This window comes from Streptomyces novaecaesareae (genome assembly GCF_000716875.1).
In the GTDB taxonomy this organism is placed as follows: domain Bacteria; phylum Actinomycetota; class Actinomycetes; order Streptomycetales; family Streptomycetaceae; genus Kitasatospora; species Kitasatospora novaecaesareae.
Map to the genome: position 1 here is coordinate 1 of NZ_JNWQ01000110.1, position 18,445 is coordinate 18,445.

Genomic DNA, 18,445 nt, shown 5'->3' on the forward strand with positions numbered 1-18,445 from the left:
GTCTCGTGGGCTCGGAGATGTGTATAAGAGACAGTCGCAGGCCCGACCGGCCCCGCAGTTCGCGCAGTTCGCGTTGTCACCCGTCCGACGGTAGAGACACCGGCCTGCCCGTCCCCGCCATTCGCCGCGTATGTACTTCTTTCGGGTAACAACATCGCCCATCTGTGTGGATGCCGGGCGAGCCCGGTGGCGGACCACGGCTGTCGGACCCAGGCGCTACCGTGGGCCGCATGCCTCCGCGTTCCAAGACCACCGCCAAGCCGCGCCCGGCGTACCGCTGCACCGAGTGCGGCAACCAGCTGCCCAAGTGGGTCGGCCGCTGCCCGGAGTGCAACGCCTGGGGGACGGTCGAGGAGTACGGCGCCGTGCCGATCCGGACGACGGCCGCCGGCCCGGTCAGCGCGCCCGCCCGCCCGATCGCCCAGGTGGACGGCCAGGTCGCGACGGCCCGCTCGACGGGCGTGCCGGAGCTGGATCGAGTGCTCGGCGGCGGGCTGGTCCCCGGTGCGGTGGTGCTGCTGGCCGGCGAGCCCGGCGTCGGCAAGTCCACCCTGCTGCTGGACGTCGCGGCCAAGGCGGCCACCGCGCAGCACCGCACGCTCTACGTCACCGGCGAGGAGTCGGCCGGCCAGGTCCGGCTGCGCGCCGACCGGATCAACGCGCTGTCCGAGCACCTCTACCTCGCCGCCGAGTCCGACCTCGGCGCCGTGCTCGGGCACATCGAGGCGGTCAACCCCGGCCTGCTGATCCTGGACTCGGTACAGACCATCGCCTCCGCCGAGCTGGACGGCGCCCCCGGCGGCCCGGCCCAGGTCCGCGAGGTGGCGGCCGCGCTGATCCGGGCGTCCAAGGAGCGCGGCATGGCCACCCTGCTGGTCGGCCACGTTACCAAGGACGGCCAGATCGCTGGCCCGCGCCTGCTGGAGCACCTGGTGGACGTGGTGCTCAGCTTCGAGGGGGACCGGCACGCCCGGCTGCGCCTCATCCGCGGGGTCAAGAACCGCTACGGCGCCACCGACGAGGTGGGCTGCTTCGAGCTGCACGACGAGGGCATCGTCGGCCTGGCCGACCCGTCCGGCCTCTTCCTGACCAGGCGTGACAAGCCCGTCCCCGGCACCTGCCTCACCGTCACCCTGGAGGGCAAGCGCCCGCTGGTCGCCGAGGTGCAGGCGCTGATGGTGGATTCGCAGATCCCCTCGCCGCGCCGCACCACCTCGGGCCTGGAGTCGCCCCGGATCGCGATGATCCTGGCCGTGGTCGAGCGGCACGGCGGGGTGAAGCTCGGCAAGCAGGACATCTACACCGCGACGGTCGGCGGGGTGAAGCTGAGCGAGCCGTCCGCCGACCTCGCGGTCGCGCTCGCGGTGGCCAGTTCCTCCACCGACACCCCGCTGCCCAGCAACCTGGTGGCGATCGGCGAGGTCGGTCTGGCGGGCGAGGTACGGCGGGTGACGGGTGTGCAGCGGCGGCTCGCCGAGGCGCACCGGCTGGGCTTCACCCACGCCCTGGTCCCGCCGGACCCGGGCAAGGTGCCGTCGGGCATGAAGGTGGTCGAGGTGGCCGACATCGGTGAGGCGCTGCGGGCCATCCCGGGCCGCCGCCGGGCCGCCGCCAAGCCACGCTCCGAGGCCCGCGGCGAGGCCCGCTCCGAGGTCCGTACCGAGCGCCGTGGTGAGGCTCCGTCGGCACCGCCGGCCCCCCGCTCCGCCCGGGTCGCGGCCTACCCGGAGGAGCTGATGGACGGCTGGGAGCCGCTCGACTCCGACGAACTGCGCTGACCCAAGCCCTGCCGCAGCCGCACGCAGTTAGACTTTCCCCAGTCTCATTGGCCAGTAGGCAGTACCGAGCGGTACTGAGCGACAGAGCAACAGACCGCGGACCGGCGCACGGCGCGAGGCGCGCGGCACGGGTCGACCGGAGGAGTCACGTGGCAGCCAGCGACCGGGGGGCGGACAAGGCCTCCCGTGAGGAGGCCCTGCTGCGGGCCTCCCTCACCGCCATCGCGCCCGGCACGGCGTTGCGTGACGGCCTGGAGCGGGTCCTGCGGGCCAACACCGGTGGCCTGATCGTGCTGGGCTTCGACAAGACCGTCGAGTCCCTCTGTACCGGCGGTTTCGTCCTGGACGTCGAGTTCACCGCCACCCGGCTGCGCGAGCTGTGCAAGCTCGACGGCGCGGTGGTGCTCGACAAGGACATCACCAAGATCGTCCGGGCCGGCGTGCACCTGATGCCGGACTCGACCATCCCCACCGACGAGACCGGCACCCGCCACCGCACCGCCGAGCGGGTCAACCGGCAGACCGGCTACCCGGTGGTCGCGGTCTCGCACTCGATGCGGCTGATCGCGATGTACGTCAACGGCACCCGCCGGGTCCTGGAGGACTCCACCACCGTGCTGTCCCGCGCCAACCAGGCGCTGGCCACCCTGGAGCGCTACAAGCTGCGCCTGGACGAGGTGGCGGGCACGCTCTCCGCGTTGGAGATCGAGGACCTGGTGACGGTCCGGGACGTCACCGCCGTGGCCCAGCGCCTGGAGATGGTCCGGCTGATCGCCACCGAGATCGCCGGCTACGTGCTGGAGCTCGGCATCGACGGCCGCCTGCTCTCGCTGCAGCTGGACGAGCTGATCGCGGGTGTGGAACCGGAGCGCGAACTGGTCGCCCGGGACTACTTCCCGGAGCGGGCCGCCAAGAAGGGCCGGACGGTCACCGAGGTGCTGGCCGACCTGGAGGCGCTCACCCACGCCGAGCTGCTGGACCTGCAGACCGTCGCCAAGGCGCTCGGCTACTCGGGCACGCCGGAGTCGCTGGACTCCGCCGTCTCGCCGCGTGGCTACCGCCTGCTGGCGAAGATCCCGCGCCTGCCCAACACGGTGATAGAGCGCCTGGTCGAGCACTTCGGTGGCCTGCAGAAGCTGCTCGCCGCCAGCATCGACGACCTGCAGACGGTCGAGGGCGTCGGCGAGACCCGTGCCCGCTCGGTCCGCGAGGGCCTGTCCCGCCTTGCCGAATCGTCCATTCTGGAGCGCTACGTCTGACCGGACGGCAGACGCGCGGACGGCCCCCGGGGAGACACTCCCCGGGGGCCGTCCCACGTTCCGCCCGGTCCCGCACCGCCGGATCCCGCACCGCTGTACCCCGATGAGCCGGGGCCGAAAACACCGGAGCCGAAACGCCGGAGCCCCCGGCCACCATGCGGGCGGTCGGGGGCTCCTCGGCGAGTTGACCGGGCCTCAGCTGTCCAGTCGGATCGAGGTCCGCGCCGAGACCTTGTCCCCGGAGAGCCCGGTGAGCTCGGCGAGCACCACGTAGGTGCCGTTGGCCGGCGGCGCCTGGTCGGCGGTGGCGCACTGCGGCTTGCTGCGGCTGCGGTCCCAGGTGAAGGTCTCGGTCTGGTTGCCGTTGGCCGCCAGCTGCACCCAGATGCTGCCCTTGTCGGCCGGGCAGTCGCCGGAGGACCAGACCCGGTCGCCGTTGCTGGCGCTCACGGTGATCGCGGAGGCGACCCGGCCGAAGTCCACCCGGCAGTTGGCGCCGGAGGAGTTCTTGACCGTCAGGGCCAGCTTCGGCTTGTCCTTGGGCTGGTACGAGTTCTGGGTGCCGGCCAGCTCCAGGGCGACCTGCGAGGAGGCGCAGACCGGAAGCGCCATGACCTCGGGCGTGTTGAACGCCGGAGCGCCGCCGCCCGACCCGCCCGGGCTCCCGGCGCCGCCGGTGCCGCCCGCCGCGCCGCCACCGATGCCGCCGCCCCCGCCGCCCGCCGCCCCGCCGCCCGCGGGAGCCGGGTTGGCGCCGGTGCCACCGCTGAGGTTGACCTCGGTGCCGCCACCGCCGGCCACCGGACCGCCACCGGGGTTGCTCCCGCTGCCGCCGCTGCTGCCGCCGCCGGGGCGCGCCGCGGGGCCGCTCGGCGAGGCGCCGGGCGTGATGGCCTCGGCCGGGGTCTGGGGCTGAGTGGGAACGGCCTGGGCGGTTTTGCTCTGTGAGCCGCCGTCACCGCCCTGATCGGTCATCAGCCAGGCGATCAGGGCGACGACCGCCGCGACGGCGGCGAGCACGACGACGCGCCGACGCCAGTAGATCGAGGCCGGCAGCGGTCCCACGGGTTGACGCAGAGAGGGCACGACCAAACTCTACGAGACTGTGTGTGGCGATTGACTCACCAACACCGCACAGTCGTCCCTTCCTTCACATGATCCGCCATTTGATCCGTTCGAGGGAGCCCCGGGAAGCTGATTTGCGGGAGATGTCCCGAAGGATCCGGAGCACTCTCCTCCACTTCGGCCGGGTCGGAGGGCGTGGGAGGATCGAAGGGCCATGACTGCCATCACCGCCACCGCCGCCACCACCGTCACCGACGACGCCCGGCTGCCGATGCCCCTGCCGCTGTTCCACTCGACCGTCCTGGACTGGTACGAGGCGAGCAAGCGCGACCTGCCCTGGCGGGGCCCCGACGCGACGCCCTGGGCCGTCATGGTGAGCGAGTTCATGCTCCAGCAGACCCCCGTCAAGCGGGTGCTGCCCGCCTGGGAGGCCTGGCTGACCCGCTGGCCGACCCCGGCCGACCTCGCCGCCGACGCGCCCGGCGAGGCGGTCCGGATGTGGGGCCGGCTGGGCTACCCGCGCCGCGCGCTGCGGTTGCACGCGGCCGCCGTGGCGATCACCGAGGAGCACGGCGGCCAGGTCCCGGACGACCACGCCACGCTGCTCTCGCTGCCCGGGGTGGGGGAGTACACCGCCGCCGCCGTCGCGTCCTTCGCCTTCCGCCAGCGCCACGTGGTGCTGGACACCAACGTCCGCCGGGTGTTCGCCCGCGCGGTGACCGGCGTCGAGTACCCGGCCCAGGCCACCACCGCCGCCGAGCGCCGCACCGCCACCGCCCTGCTGCCCGACGACGCCGAGACGGCCGCCACCTGGGCGGTCGGCGTGATGGAGCTGGGCGCGCTGGTCTGCACCGCGCGCGGCCCGGAGTGCGGGGACTGCCCGCTGTTCGCCGGCTGCGCCTGGCAGCGGGCCGGCCGCCCGCCGTACGAGGGCCCGGCCCGGCGCGGCCAGTCCTACGAGGGGACGGACCGCCAGGTGCGCGGCAAGCTGCTCGCGGTGCTGCGCGAGGCGCACGGCGAGGTCGGGCAGGCCCGGCTGGACGCGGTCTGGCCGGACGCGGTGCAGCGGGCCCGGGCCCTGGACGGCCTGGTGGCGGACGGCCTGGTCGAGCCGGTCGAACAGGGCGTCTACCGGCTGCCCCAGTAGGCGGCGGTGAGCAACAGAACGGCGCCCCCGGAAGGCTCGAAGCCTCCGGGGGCGCCGCGGTCGTACGGGGCGGGGCCGTCAGACGGCAGCCGCCTCCAGCGAGGCCTCGGCCGGCTTCTCGCCCTTGCCGGCCCCGCGCAGCGGCACCTCGCGCAGGAACACCGCGGCGGCGATGGCGACCACGGCCACCCCGGCGCCCCACAGGAAGACGGTGTGCATGCCGTTGGACACCGCGTGGTGGTAGGCGTCCTGGATGTTCGCGGGCAGCTGGCGCAGGGCGGCCGGGCTCATCTGGCCCGGGTCCTTGACCCCGCCGCCCGAGGCGGCCTGCTCGCCGAGCTTCTCCTTCATGGTGTCGGTCACCCGGTTGTTGAACAGCGCGCCGAACAGCGCGACACCGAAGGAGCCGCCGATGGTGCGGAACAGGGTGGCGGTGGAGCTGGCCACGCCCATGTCCTTGAGTTCGACGCTGTTCTGCGCGACCAGCATGGTGATCTGCATCAGGAAGCCCATGCCGGCGCCGAGCACGACCATCCAGCAGGCCGAGGTGAAGCTGCTGGTCTCGGTGCCCATGGTGGAGAGCAGGATCAGGCCGCCGGTCATCACGATGGTGCCGACGATCGGGAAGATCCGGTACTTGCCGGTCTTGGTGACGGCCTGGCCGACCACCAGCGAGACGACCAGCATGCCGAACATCATCGGCATCAGCAGCAGGCCGGAGTTGGTCGCCGAGGCGCCCTGGACGATCTGCTGGTAGAGCGGCAGGAAGACGGTCGAGCCGAACATCACGAAGCCGACGATGAAGCCGATGATCGAGACCAGGGTGAAGTTCAGGTTCCTGAACAGGCTCAGCGGGAGCATCGGCTCCTCGACCCGCTGCTCCACGTAGCCGAAGGCGATCAGCGAGGCGGCGGCGAGCGCGGCCAGGCCGAGGATCTCCTTGGAGCCCCAGGCGTACTGCTGGCCGCCCCAGGTGGTGATCAGCACGAGCGAGGTGATGCCGACGGTGAGCAGGACGGCGCCCAGGTAGTCGATCTTGGCGGTGCTGCGGACCTTCGGCAGCTTCAGCGTGGCGATGACCACGGCGAGCGCGACCACGCCGAGCGGCAGGTTGATGTAGAAGGTCCAGTGCCAGCTCAGGTGGTCGGTGATGAAGCCGCCGACCAGCGGGCCGCCGATGGTGGCGAGGGCCATCACCGCGGCGAACATGCCCTGGTACTTGCCGCGGTCGCGCGGCGGGACCAGCGCGCCCATGATCGACATGACACCGACCATCAGACCGCCGGCGCCCAGGCCCTGGACGGCGCGGAAGCCGATCAGCTCGTTCATGTTCTGCGACAGGCCGGACAGCGCCGAGCCCACCAGGAAGATCACGATCGAGGTGAGGAAGGTGCCCTTGCGGCCGTACATGTCGCCGAGCTTGCCCCAGATCGGGGTGGAGGCGGCGGTGGCCAGGGTGTAGGCGGTGACCACCCAGGACAGGTGCTCGGCGCCGCCCAGGTCGCCGACGATGGTCGGCATCGCGGTGCCGACGATCAGGTTGTCGAGCATGGCCAGCAGCATGGTGACGACCAGGCCGATCATCACGAGGCGGATCTCGCGGGGTGACCGCGGCTGTTCCTCCTCGGCCGTCTTGTCCTCCGGTACCGGGCCGGCGGTCTTGGACTGTGACATGAGGTGGGGTCTCCCGGAGGGGTGGTTCGGACGGAGCGTCGGGCCGTGCGGCGGCTCACTTACTTGTCGCCCGGCTAGTTTATCGATCGTCGGCACGGTAAGTTGTTTCCTAGCCGGTCGTCAAGCCAGTTTTCCGAGCGGCCACCCGGGCAGGGAGAATGTTGCCCGGGGCGGACACCACCGGGAGTCCGCAGCAGTCACCGACGCAGTCATGAGGCAGGCCATGGGCACTCCGAACAGCCCCCGCAGCGACACCCGGGCGCGCATCATCGAGGTGTCGCTGGAGCTCTTCTCCGAGCAGGGCTACGAGCAGACCTCACTGCGCGAGATCGCCGACCGCCTGGGCGTGACCAAGGCGGCGCTGTACTACCACTTCAAGACCAAGGACGACATCGTCCTGGGCATCGTCGAGCGGATGGCCGCGCCGATCGACGAGACCATCGCGTGGGGTCGCGAGCAGGACTGGAGCCCGCAGATGCGGGACGAGCTGATCCGCCGCTTCGCGGACGGGATGGCCGAGCGGGCCCCGCTGCTGCGCTTCTTCCACGAGAACCAGCCCGCCCTGCGCGAGTCCCCGGCCGGGCTCGCCTTCCGGGAGCGGATCATCACCATGATGCAGCTGGTGCACGGGCCGGAGGCGAGTTTCCAGGACCGGCTGCGCGCCGCGATGACGCTGTTCACCATCCACTCGTCGATGTTCCTGCTCCAGCAGGACAACAAGGACGGCGACCGCTCCGAGAACGTGTGGGGCGAGAAGCTGCCCGTGGCCGAGCTGGACGAGGCGCTGGAGGCCGCCCGGACGGTCGCACTGGAGATCGGCGGCCGGATCACCCACCCGGGGTCGTCCGCACCGGCCCCCGACCGCCTGTGAGGGGCGGTCAGAAGTCCGTGACGCCGTGTCCGGCGAGGTACGCGATCGGGTCGACCACCGCGCCGTAGCGGTTGCTGGTGCGGATCTCGAAGTGCAGGTGCGGCCCGGTCGAGTGGCCGGTGCTCCCGGACAGCCCGATCCGCTGGCCCGCCGCGACCTGCTGGCCCGGCGAGACCGCGAGCGAGGACATGTGCGCGTACTGCGCGAAGTGCCCGTCCGCGAGCCGCAGCACGACCTCCTTGCCGTACGCGCCGTCCCAGGCGGCCGAGACCACGGTCGCGTTGCCGACCGCCAGCAGCGGCGTGCCAGGGGAGATCGCGAAGTCCACCCCGGTGTGGTAGCCCGCCGCGTAGCCGCGGTTGGCCACCCCGTACGGATTGCTGGTCGGTGCGTCCGGCACCGGCGCCGACCACTCGGGCGCGGGCGCGGGTTCCGCTTCGGGCGCCGGCTCCGCGGCCGGCTCCGGCTCCGCAGCCGGGGCCGCGGCCGGGGCCGGGGCGGGCGGTTCGAGCGGCAGCAGGTTGGCCGCCACCGCCACGAACTGCTGGGCCGATTCGCCGTCCTCGGGCAGCTTGTACGGGCTGGGCCCGGCCACCTGGACCAGGCCCGGGTTGGGCACCTCGGCCCGCGGGGCGGTGAAGGCCGAGCTGCCCGGGGTGGTGGGCAGGATGGTCTGGGCCGCGGCGCTGCTGGGCGTGGCCGCCAGCAGGACGCCGGCGAGCAGTGCCGCGGCGGCCCCGACCGAGACCAGTGCGTGGTCGTGCTCGGAGCGCTGGCGGCTGCCCGGCAGCGTGGTGTGCCGGGGCGTGGCGAGCGAGCGCAGCGGCGCGGCATGGGTGCGGACGGCGTGGCCGAGCCGGGGCTGCCAGGCTGCCGCCTGGGCCGCCGTGCGGGCGGCGAGCCGGCGCAGGGCCGGCCCCAGGGACGGGACGTCGGACATCGGTAGCCGTACCTCACGGGTCGGACGAGGGCAGCACGAAGGACCCGTTCGGGCGCGTGCTGAGCGGGGGACCACTCAGGTGTAACCGTCACCGAGCGGAGTCCCAAACGCGGTGACGTACTACGGCGTGTAGTCAGCGTGGCGCGGGAGATTCAACCCGACGGAGTAACGATCACGAGATCCGATCGTCCACGCCCGCGTCGGGACGGCCCGCGCCTCCCTCGGCCCCGCTACTACCGCCGGTCGTACCGCGCCGCCGGCCTGTGACCGGCACCACGCGTGACGGAGGTTTGCCGGGCACCGAAAAGCGTTCGGCCCGCCCCCGCGCGGTGCGGGGACGGGCCGGACGTGGAGTCGTTCAGAGCTGCCTGGTCACAGGCCGATCGCTACTGCCGGTGCGATCAGTTGTCGACCGGGCGGACCCGGATCCAGGTCTCCAGGTAGTTCGAGGACTCGTTCTCGACCTCGATGCTGGTGCCGGTCTTCGGGACCTGGACGCTGCTGTACGGGTTGTCCTTGGTCCAGTAGTCCTTCAGGTCCGAGAACTCGTCGACGCCCTTGGACTTCGGGATGACGGTCTCGACGCCGGCCTTGTGCAGGGTCAGCGCGGGGACACGACGCGAACCGAAGGTCGAGTCGGAGCCGTTGATGCGCGGACGCATCAGGGTGCCGTCGGACCACTTCAGCGGGGCCGGGTGCGAGTCGATCGGCAGGATCAGACCCTGGCCCGGGTGGGCGCTGACGTTGTTGTCGGTCTGCGACTCGTCCCAGTACCAGATCAGCAGACCGGGCTGGTACGAGTAGTGCTCGACCCAGCCCGGCTTGTCGGCGAAGCCGAAGTTGTACGGGCCGGTCTTCAGCGTCTGGTCGAAGGACACGTACTGCCGGTTCTCCGCGATGTAGTACTGCGCGTAGTCCTTGGTGTACGAGCCGCCGAAGCGGGAGAAGCCGTTCGCGACCCAGCCGTTGTCACCCTTCTCGACGTCGTCGCTGAACAGGGTGGCGCCGTCGGCGACCACCGCGATGTTGTCCAGCGTCAGGCCGCGGAAGTGCAGGCCGCCGTCGGTGGTGTTGTGGTAGCGGAACTGGATCTTCTGGCCGGCGTAGGCGTCCAGGTTGAACGACAGGTCGCCCCAGGTGGCGAGCTGGCCGTTCACGGCCGGGCGGCCGTTCTCCTTGGGCAGCGGGGCGCCGTTCCAGGTGCCGTCCACGACGGTCCAGGTCTTGCCACCGTCGGTGGAGACCTCGCCGAAGGCGTAGTCGAAGTCCTGCTCCAGCTCGTACCAGGCCTTGGCGTTGATGCTGGCCTTGGTCTTGCCGGTCAGGTCGATGTCACGGGTGAGCGTGACGTTCAGGTTGTCGGCGCTGCCGCTCCACCACTCACCGGTGCCCGCGAAGGGCTTGTTGATCTCGGTGGTGATGCTCTTCTTCGGCAGGTCGACGATCAGGGCCTGCGGCAGCTTGCTGTTGTACTCCGCCGGGCCGATGTGGTGGGTCGACTCGGTGCCGGCCTTGGCGCGGTCGGCGTTCAGCCAGCCGAGCTTGAACTTGCTCCAGGCATCGAAGTCGTTCGGCATGTCGCCGATGCTGTTCTTGCCCTCGCCGAGCCAGGAGCCGGAGGACATGATCGACCAGAAGCCGACCGAGTTGTCGATGCCCTTGCCGCCGCCGGCGGTGTCGTAGAGGTCCGGCAGACCGAGGTCGTGGCCGAACTCGTGGGCGAAGACGCCGAGGCCGCCGTTCTCCGGCTGCATCGTGTAGTCGCCGATCCAGAGGCCGGAGTTGCCGACCTGGACGCCGCCGAGCTTGTTGCCGTCGGGGCCGGCCGTGCCGTTCAGGTTGCCGTAGACGTACGAGCGGTGCGCCCACAGGGCCTTGGTGCCCTGCTTGCCGCCACCGGCCGACTTGTCCTCACCGGCGTGCACGATCTGGAAGTGGTCGATGTACCCGTCGGGCTGGTTGAAGTTCCCGTCGTGGTGCGAGCCGTAGCGGTCCCACTTGTCGTACTGGGCCAGGGTCGCCTTGATCTGCGCCTCGGTCTGACCCTTGGCCAGCTGGTCCTTGTACCAGATGTCCACGGCGTCGCGGATCAGGTCCTGGGCGCTGGCGCAGACGTTGGAGCCGCAGTAGTCGGAGCCGTAACGGGCCTCGTTCCACGGCACCCGGACCCAGTCCTGGACCACGCCGTCGACCGAGTAGCGGCCCGAGGACTGCTTCTCGTAGTAGGTCTTCAGCGAGGGCTTGTCCTTGCTGAAGTACAGGTCCTGGTAGTGCTGCTGGTTGTAGTCGGCCTGCCAGGCGGTCGAGTTGTTGGTGGCAGGGTCCGGCTGCGCGATCTCGTTGTGCTTCGGACCGGCCTCGCCGCCGTACTTGACCTTGCCGTCCGGCGTCTTGGTGGTGTTGTCCACCTGGTCGCCGAAGTCGACCAGGATGGTGAAGACCTTGTCCGTGCGCTCGCGGGCGAGCTCCACGTACTTGTCCTTGCCCAACTTCACGCTGGTGCTGCCGTTGTGCTGCTCGACCTCGGCGGTGCCGGCGAGCAGCTGGTCGGTGGCGGCCTTCTGCTCGGCCTCCACCTTCGCGGTCAGCGGGCCCGGAATGTTGTGCTCGGTGTTCTGGACGGCCTCAGCCGGGTCCTTCGGCGCGGGGGCCGAGCCGGCCGCGACGGCGGTGCTCGGGAACAGGCCCGCGCCGAGCGTGACTATGACCGCTGCGGCAGTGGCGGCTGCAGCGGTTCTCCTGGTGTTCTTCAACGTTGTGACGTCCTCCCCGACCCGGGCCAGCTCTTGGCCAAAGCCCGGCAAACCAAAATGAAAGACAGGTGGACGTCATTTGATACAAGCGTGCACAAAAAAGATAGACCTTGACCATGACATGGCCACGGCGCTATGCTCCGCGACTCCCCATCAGCTGACCAGCTGTCAACCGTATCTTCGTTAAACCTCACTGAGAAAAGGAGCGCACCCGCACCAGCCAGCGCGGGAGCAGCCCCTCTCGGTTCGTACCGGGACCGGTGCCGACGGGCCGGAACGCAACGAGCCCCCGGCGTGAACGCCGGGGGCTCGGTTGCTGTGAAGTTGTCTGTTAAAAGTTGGGCTACTTCGTCAGGTCCGGACCGGACGAGGCGACCGCGGCCGGGGTGTCCGCGACGGCCGTCTTCTCCTCGCCGCGGAAGGTGAACTTGGCCTCCTTGCCCTCACCGTCGACGTCGACGACGACGATGTGGCCGGCCCGCAGCTCGCCGAAGAGGATCTTCTCGGAGAGGTGGTCCTCGATCTCGCGCTGGATGGTGCGGCGCAGCGGACGGGCACCCAGGATCGGGTCGTAGCCGCGCTTGGCCAGCAGCTTCTTGGCCTCGACGCTGAGCTCCAGGCCCATGTCCTTGTCCTTGAGCCGCTCGTCCACCTTGGCGATCATGAGGTCGACGATCTGGATGATGTCGTCCTCGGACAGCTGGTGGAACACCACGATGTCGTCGACGCGGTTCAGGAACTCGGGGCGGAAGTGCTGCTTGAGCTCCTCGCCGACCTTCGCCTTCATCCGCTCGTACCCGGTCTGGGTGTCACCCGTGGCCGCGAAGCCCAGGTTGAAGCCCTTGGAGATGTCCCGGGTGCCGAGGTTGGTCGTCATGATGATGACGGTGTTCTTGAAGTCGACCACGCGGCCCTGGGAGTCGGTCAGGCGACCGTCCTCCAGGATCTGCAGCAGCGAGTTGAAGATGTCCGGGTGGGCCTTCTCGACCTCGTCGAAGAGGACGACCGAGAACGGCTTGCGGCGGACCTTCTCGGTCAGCTGGCCGCCCTCCTCGTAGCCCACGTAGCCGGGCGGGGAGCCGAACAGCCGGGAGACGGTGTGCTTCTCGGAGAACTCGGACATGTCGAGCGCGATCAGCGCGTCCTCGTCGCCGAAGAGGAACTCCGCCAGCGTCTTGGACAGTTCGGTCTTACCGACACCGGACGGGCCGGCGAAGATGAACGAACCGCCGGGGCGCTTCGGGTCCTTGAGGCCCGCACGGGTGCGCCGGATGGCCTGGGAGAGCGCCTTGATGGCGTCCTTCTGACCGATGACGCGCTTGTGCAGCTCGTCCTCCATGCGCAGCAGGCGCGAGGTCTCCTCCTCGGTCAGCTTGAAGACCGGGATGCCGGTGGCGGTGGCCAGGACCTCGGCGATGAGCTCCTCGTTGACCTCCGCGACGACGTCCATGTCGCCGGCCTTCCACTCCTTCTCGCGCTTGGCCTTGGCCTGGAGGAGCTGCTTCTCGTCGTCGCGCAGGGACGCGGCCTTCTCGAAGTCCTGCGCGTCGATCGCGCTCTCCTTCTCGCGGCGCACGTCGGCGATCTTCTCGTCGAACTCGCGCAGGTCCGGCGGCGCGGTCATCCGGCGGATGCGCATTCGCGAGCCGGCCTCGTCGATCAGGTCGATCGCCTTGTCCGGCAGGAAGCGGTCCGAGATGTACCGGTCGGCCAGGGTGGCGGCGGCGACCAGGGCGGCGTCCGTGATGGAGACCCGGTGGTGGGCCTCGTAGCGGTCGCGCAGACCCTTGAGGATCTCGATGGTGTGCGGCAGCGAGGGCTCCGCGACCTGGATCGGCTGGAAGCGGCGCTCCAGCGCGGCGTCCTTCTCCAGGTGCTTGCGGTACTCGTCCAGGGTGGTGGCACCGATGGTCTGCAGCTCGCCGCGGGCCAGCATCGGCTTGAGGATGCTGGCGGCGTCGATGGCGCCCTCGGCGGCGCCCGCGCCGACCAGGGTGTGCAGCTCGTCGATGAACAGGATGATGTCGCCGCGGGTGCGGATCTCCTTGAGCACCTTCTTCAGGCGCTCCTCGAAGTCACCGCGGTAGCGCGAACCGGCCACCAGGGCGCCCAGGTCCAGCGTGTAGAGCTGCTTGTCCTTGAGCGTCTCCGGGACCTCGCCCTTGACGATCGCCTGCGCCAGGCCCTCGACCACGGCGGTCTTGCCGACGCCGGGCTCACCGATCAGCACCGGGTTGTTCTTGGTGCGGCGGGACAGCACCTGCATGACCCGCTCGATCTCCTTCTCGCGCCCGATGACCGGGTCGAGCTTGGCCTCGCGGGCGGCCTGGGTCAGGTTGCGGCCGAACTGGTCGAGGACCAGCGAGGTCGACGGGGTGCCCTCGGCGGGCCCGCCGGCCGTGGCCGACTCCTTGCCGCCGCCGGTCTGGTAGCCGGAGAGCAGCTGGATGACCTGCTGGCGCACCCGGTTGAGGTCGGCACCCAGCTTGACCAGGACCTGGGCGGCGACGCCCTCGCCCTCGCCCTCGCGGATCAGGCCGAGCAGGATGTGCTCGGTGCCGATGTAGTTGTGGCCGAGCTGCAGGGCCTCCCGGAGCGACAGCTCCAGGACCTTCTTCGCCCGGGGGGTGAAGGGAATGTGACCGGACGGGGCCTGCTGGCCCTGGCCGATGATCTCCTCGACCTGCTGGCGCACGGCCTCAAGGGAAATCCCGAGGCTCTCCAGGGCCTTGGCGGCGACGCCCTCGCCCTCGTGGATCAGACCCAGGAGGATGTGCTCGGTGCCGATGTAGTTGTGGTTGAGCATCCGGGCTTCTTCCTGAGCCAGGACGACAACCCGCCGCGCGCGGTCGGTGAACCTCTCGAACATCGTTTATCGCTCCTCAGAGCGGTCGGGCAGTTCGGGGTCCGTCCCCGCCCTGTCCTTCCGCATGCTAGTCCCGCTCAGCGGCGCGGCCCACGGATTCACTCCCCGGTACGGGAGCGAGATGCTGCGCGACCAGCCGACACCAATCCCAACCTGATGCTGGGAATCGGTGTTCCCACAGGTGGGCCCGATGCACCGGAATCCGCTACGCCATCGGCGAACAAGCGCCGCCGGGGCGCAGCCGGACCCTCTGCGGCCGGTCGCACATACTGCCCCTGGACGGGTCAAGAACCCGTCCACCTGCATTCATACCCGGTATCGGGGCGGTTCTCGCGCAGTTTCCGCGGTGGCGGTGTTCGCCTGGCGAGAAGTCGGGCCGCGGTGACGGTGGTTCAACGGCGGCCGGACCGGTCGGTACGCCGTCCCGGGGGTGTCCGCGTTACCGCTTCGCTCCTACAGCGTTGCACAGCTCGTGATTGTTCCGCCGCCCGAGCCCGGGCCCCGGACATTCCCCGGCACCGGTACCGGTGGCGCCGAGGCCGGCCGGGTGCGCGCCGCGGGGCGCGGAGGAGACTCCTCCGCGCCCCGCGCGTGTGTCGTCGGCGCCGTGCACGGCCGCCGGGGCCCCGCAACCGCTCCGGCGTGCCGGCGGTGCCGGGATCAGGACGCGTTGGCCTTGTCGTAGGCCTCGCGGACCGTGCTCGGCACGCGGCCGCGGTCGTTGACCTCCATGCCCTGCTCCTTGGCCCACGCGCGGACCTTGGCGGTGTCCGGCGCGCTGCCGGAGGGGCGCTGGGCCGTGCCGCGGCCCGGGCGGCGGGGACCGGCGAGCCGGCCGCTCTGCTTGCGGCCCTTCTCCACGTACGGCGCCAGCAGACCGCGGAGCTTGTCCGCGTTGGCGCTCTTCAGGTCGATCTCGTAGGCAACGCCGTCGAGCGCGAACGTCACCGTCTCGTCCGCCGAACCGCCGTCGAGATCGTCTTCAAGAATGACCTGCACCCTCTGTGCCACGGGCTTCCCTTTCCGCTAAACGACCCATTGCCTAAGGAAAGGAAAGCGCCTTTCTCCGGAAAACACAAACCCTTGACCCCGGCGGAGCCGCTCAGAGGTGCAGCAGCATGCGTGAGTTGCCGAGCGTGTTGGGCTTCACCCGCTCCAGGTCAAGGAACTCTGCGACGCCTTCATCGTACGAGCGGAGGAGTTCTTCATAGACGTCCGTAGCGATCGCCGCCGGGTCTGTCGTACCATCATCGGTTTCCTGGAGCTCCCCGATCTCGACGAAACCGTGTTTCGCGAAGAACGGGACCTCGAACGTCAAGCAGAAAATCCGACGGACGCCGAGCCAGCGTGCGGTCTGCACGAGCTTCTCCAACAGCAGGTGTCCGATCCCGTGGCCCCGGCAGACCGGATCCACCGCGAGCGTCCGGACCTCGGCGAGGTCCTCCCACATCACGTGCAGGGCGCCGCAGGCCACCACCGCGCCGTTGTCGTCGCGTTCCGCGACCCAGAACTCCTGGACGGATTCGAACAGTGTGACTGTGGGCTTGTCCAGCAGAATGCCCTCGCGCGAGTAGGCGTCGATGAGCCCGCGTACTGCCCGCACGTCCGTGGTCCGTGCGCGGCGGATGGTGACCTCCATGCCGGGGACGTTATCGTGTCGGCCCCGGCCCGGTCTCCCCGGTATCCGGTCCTTCCGCCGCGGAATCCGCGCCCGGCGGATCGGGCGGGAACAGAGCGGCCACCCGCAAGGCGTCCCGGAGTGCCTCGCGTTGCTCGGGCGACATCAGGCCGAAGAAGTGCACCAGGGCCGCCGCCGGATTGTCACTGGTGGCCCAGGCGTCGTTCATCAGAGCCGCCGTGTACGCCTCGCGCGAGGAGACCGGTTCATATCGATAGGCCCGGCCGGCCCGCTCGCGGCGCAGCCAGCCCTTTCTGTGGAGCTTGTCCAGGACGGTCATCACCGTGGTGTACGCGATTTCGCGTTCCGACTGCAGATCCAGGAGAACCTCGCGAACCGTGACCGGTCGGTTCCACTGCCACACCCGGGTCATGATGGCGTTCTCAAGTTCGCCGAGTTGCCGGACCATAGTGCGGCCAGGATAGGGAGTGAATGGGGCAAATCTTGTGAAGTACGCCAAACCGGCGCGCCGCCACCCCGGGGAATCGGGAATGGCGGCGCGCCGGTCGTTCGGGGCGGCTGACGGCGTCAGTCGCGGGTCCGCTCGCGGGTCGTCCGGGGTCCGGGACCGTCCGGAGCCCCGGGGCAATCAGTCGAAGTCTTCCTTGGCCTTCTGGTTCCCGCCCTGGCTGCGGACGATGGCCCGCACCAGGAACCCGAAACCGATCGCCATGACCAGCGGCGGCACGATCGCGCTGACGTAGTCCATCAGGTCACTCCTCCTCGGTCTTCTCCGCCGTCGGGGCGGAAGCCTTCGGCTCCGGCTTCACCAGCGGGAAGAGCACCGTCTCCCGGATGTTCTTGCCGGTCAGCAGCATGATCAGGCGGTCCACGCCGAGGCCGAGGCCACCGGTCGGGGGCATCGCGTACTCCAGGGCGCGCAGGAAGTCCTCGTCCACCTGCATCGCCTCGACGTCGCCGCCGGCCGCCAGCAGGGACTGGGCGGTGAGGCGGGCGCGCTGCTCGACCGGGTCGACCAGCTCGGAGTAGGCGGTGCCGATCTCGGTGCCGAAGATCACCAGGTCCCACTTCTCGGCCACGCCCGGGATCGAGCGGTGCTCGCGGGTCAGCGGGGAGACCTCGGTCGGGTAGTCCTTGATGAAGGTCGGCCGGACGGCGTTCTCCTCCAGCAGGCGCTCGACCATCTCCAGCACGATCTGGCCGTGGCCCCAGGACTTCTCGAACGGGATGTTGTGGTCGAAGGCCAGCTTGCGCAGCTCCTCGACACCGGTCTCCGGGGTGACCTCGACGCCCAGGTGGGCGGAGATGCCCGGGTAGACGCTGACCTCCTCCCACGGCTCGGCCAGGTCGATCTCGTGCTCGACGCCGTGCGCGTCCACGCCCTTGATCACCGTGGTGCCCAGCGCGTCCCGGGCCGCGTTGACGATCGTCTCGCGGATCAGCTCGGCCTGGGTGTCGTAGTCGCCGTAGGCCTCGTACGACTCCAGCGAGGTGAACTCGGGGTTGTGGGTGGAGTCCGCGCCCTCGTTGCGGAAGTTGCGGTTGATCTCGAAGACCTTCTCGGCGCCGCCGACCACCAGCCGCTTGAGGTACAGCTCGGGGGCGATGCGCATGTAGAGGTCGATGTCGTACGCGTTGATGTGCGTCTTGAACGGACGCGCGTTGGCGCCGCCGTGCACCGGCTGCAGCATCGGGGTCTCGACCTCGATGTAGCCGCGGTCCTCGTAGGTGCGGCGGATCGAGCGGACCACGCGGCTGCGCAGGTGCAGGATCTCGCGGGCCTCGGGGTTGACGATCAGGTCCACGTAGCGCTGGCGGACCCGGGCCTCCGGGTCGGTCAGGCCCTTGTGCTTGTCCGGCAGCGGGCGCAGGCACTTGGCGGTGAGCTCCCAGCGGTCCACCATCACGGACAGCTCGCCGCGCTTGGAGGTGATCACCTCGCCCTCGACGCCGACCTGGTCGCCGAGGTCGATGTCGGACTTCCAGGCGGCCAGGCGCTCCGGGCCCAGCTTGTCCAGGGAGAACATCACCTGAAGGTCGCCGGTGCCGTCGCGCAGGGTGGCGAAGCAGAGCTTGCCGCCGGTGCGGGAGAGGATCACCCGGCCGGTGATGCCGGCCCGCTCGCCGGTCGCCGTGTCCGGCTCCAGGTCCGGGTGCTTGGCGCGCAGGTCGGCGATGGTGGTGGTCCGGGGGAATCCGACCGGGTACGGGTCGACACCGGCCGCCCGGAGGCGGTCCAGCTTCTCGCGCCGGACGCGCATCTGCTCGGGAAGGTCGTCGGTCGCGGAAACAAGGCTCTGATCGCTCACCCCACAAGGGTAGCCAGCCATACGTGGTGCTCCGCGACGGGACAAGCCTGAGGGGAGGCCGCGGTGACGGCCTCCCCTCCCGGGTGCGTCGGCTCAGCCGGTGCCGGTGGCCAGTTCGATGTCCTCGGGGGACTGCTCGGCGGG

General features: G+C 70.2%; 13 protein-coding genes. 4 read left to right on the forward strand and 9 right to left on the reverse strand.

Annotated features, from left to right (window positions below; genetic code table 11):
* Positions 1-230: 230 nt before the first annotated feature.
* Both radA and disA read left to right on the forward strand, forming a co-directional pair.
* The gene (gene radA, locus OP86_RS29440) at positions 231-1,778 is read left to right on the forward strand and encodes a DNA repair protein RadA (protein ID WP_030056164.1); all 1,548 of its coding nucleotides are present in this window, start codon (positions 231-233) and stop codon (positions 1,776-1,778) included.
* A gap of 200 nt (positions 1,779-1,978) precedes the next feature.
* On the forward strand, positions 1,979-3,037 hold the full coding sequence (disA, locus tag OP86_RS29445; RefSeq protein WP_030056163.1) for a DNA integrity scanning diadenylate cyclase DisA: 1,059 nt from the start codon (positions 1,979-1,981) through the stop codon (positions 3,035-3,037).
* A gap of 195 nt (positions 3,038-3,232) precedes the next feature.
* On the opposite strand, the gene OP86_RS29450 is transcribed toward disA, so the two are convergent.
* Positions 3,233-4,123, reverse strand: a complete 891-nt coding sequence (locus tag OP86_RS29450) for a hypothetical protein (RefSeq protein ID WP_030056162.1) — start codon at positions 4,121-4,123, stop codon at positions 3,233-3,235.
* Between the two features lie 250 nt (positions 4,124-4,373).
* Between OP86_RS29450 and OP86_RS29455 the strand changes: the two genes are divergently transcribed.
* Positions 4,374-5,249 (forward strand): HhH-GPD family protein, encoded by an 876-nt coding sequence (locus OP86_RS29455; RefSeq protein ID WP_030056161.1) that lies wholly within the window; start codon positions 4,374-4,376, stop codon positions 5,247-5,249.
* A gap of 78 nt (positions 5,250-5,327) precedes the next feature.
* Here OP86_RS29455 and OP86_RS29460 read toward each other — a convergent pair whose 3' ends face one another.
* Positions 5,328-6,923: an MDR family MFS transporter gene (locus tag OP86_RS29460; RefSeq protein ID WP_030056160.1), complete on the reverse strand. Its 1,596-nt coding sequence runs from the start codon at positions 6,921-6,923 to the stop codon at positions 5,328-5,330.
* A 223-nt stretch (positions 6,924-7,146) separates the two neighbouring features.
* Here OP86_RS29460 and OP86_RS36960 point away from each other — a divergent pair, with 223 nt between their 5' ends.
* Complete coding sequence (locus tag OP86_RS36960) at positions 7,147-7,794, forward strand: TetR/AcrR family transcriptional regulator (protein WP_051830944.1); 648 nt, start codon at positions 7,147-7,149, stop codon at positions 7,792-7,794.
* Positions 7,795-7,801: 7 nt separating this feature from the next.
* Here the strand turns inward: OP86_RS36960 and OP86_RS34090 are convergent, their stop codons facing one another.
* The 7 genes from OP86_RS34090 to lysX all read right to left on the reverse strand — a co-directional run bounded on the left by OP86_RS34090 (position 7,802) and on the right by lysX (position 18,301).
* Positions 7,802-8,734: a M23 family metallopeptidase gene (locus OP86_RS34090; RefSeq protein ID WP_051830946.1), complete on the reverse strand. Its 933-nt coding sequence runs from the start codon at positions 8,732-8,734 to the stop codon at positions 7,802-7,804.
* 401 nt (positions 8,735-9,135) lie between these two features.
* The gene (locus tag OP86_RS29475; protein ID WP_051830948.1) at positions 9,136-11,487 is read right to left on the reverse strand and encodes an immune inhibitor A domain-containing protein; all 2,352 of its coding nucleotides are present in this window, start codon (positions 11,485-11,487) and stop codon (positions 9,136-9,138) included.
* A 343-nt stretch (positions 11,488-11,830) separates the two neighbouring features.
* The gene (locus OP86_RS29480; protein ID WP_030056155.1) at positions 11,831-14,356 is read right to left on the reverse strand and encodes an ATP-dependent Clp protease ATP-binding subunit; all 2,526 of its coding nucleotides are present in this window, start codon (positions 14,354-14,356) and stop codon (positions 11,831-11,833) included.
* A 657-nt stretch (positions 14,357-15,013) separates the two neighbouring features.
* Complete coding sequence (locus OP86_RS29485) at positions 15,014-15,364, reverse strand: histone-like nucleoid-structuring protein Lsr2 (RefSeq protein ID WP_030056154.1); 351 nt, start codon at positions 15,362-15,364, stop codon at positions 15,014-15,016.
* A gap of 91 nt (positions 15,365-15,455) precedes the next feature.
* Entirely contained in the window at positions 15,456-15,992 is a 537-nt protein-coding gene (locus tag OP86_RS29490) for an amino-acid N-acetyltransferase (protein WP_030056153.1), read from the reverse strand.
* 10 nt (positions 15,993-16,002) lie between these two features.
* Entirely contained in the window at positions 16,003-16,440 is a 438-nt protein-coding gene (locus OP86_RS29495) for a BlaI/MecI/CopY family transcriptional regulator (RefSeq protein ID WP_051830950.1), read from the reverse strand.
* A 304-nt stretch (positions 16,441-16,744) separates the two neighbouring features.
* Positions 16,745-18,301 carry a bifunctional lysylphosphatidylglycerol synthetase/lysine--tRNA ligase LysX gene (gene lysX / locus OP86_RS29505; RefSeq protein WP_418952624.1) on the reverse strand — a complete coding sequence of 519 codons (1,557 nt, stop codon included), beginning with the start codon at positions 18,299-18,301 and terminating at the stop codon, positions 16,745-16,747.
* Positions 18,302-18,445 lie beyond the last annotated feature (144 nt).

Excerpts from the sequence above, each read along its gene's own strand:
- radA (WP_030056164.1), top strand. The coding sequence starts at position 231 with ATGCCTCCGCGTTCCAAGACCACCGCCAAGCCGCGCCCGGCGTACCGC.
- OP86_RS29455 (WP_030056161.1), top strand. The coding sequence starts at position 4,374 with ATGCCCCTGCCGCTGTTCCACTCGACCGTCCTGGACTGGTACGAGGCG.
- OP86_RS29480 (WP_030056155.1), bottom strand. The coding sequence starts at position 14,356 with ATGTTCGAGAGGTTCACCGACCGCGCGCGGCGGGTTGTCGTCCTGGCT.
- OP86_RS34090 (WP_051830946.1), bottom strand. The coding sequence starts at position 8,734 with ATGTCCGACGTCCCGTCCCTGGGGCCGGCCCTGCGCCGGCTCGCCGCC.
- OP86_RS29490 (WP_030056153.1), bottom strand. The coding sequence starts at position 15,992 with ATGGAGGTCACCATCCGCCGCGCACGGACCACGGACGTGCGGGCAGTA.
- OP86_RS36960 (WP_051830944.1), top strand. The coding sequence starts at position 7,147 with ATGGGCACTCCGAACAGCCCCCGCAGCGACACCCGGGCGCGCATCATC.
- OP86_RS29460 (WP_030056160.1), bottom strand. The coding sequence starts at position 6,923 with ATGTCACAGTCCAAGACCGCCGGCCCGGTACCGGAGGACAAGACGGCC.
- OP86_RS29495 (WP_051830950.1), bottom strand. The coding sequence starts at position 16,440 with ATGGTCCGGCAACTCGGCGAACTTGAGAACGCCATCATGACCCGGGTG.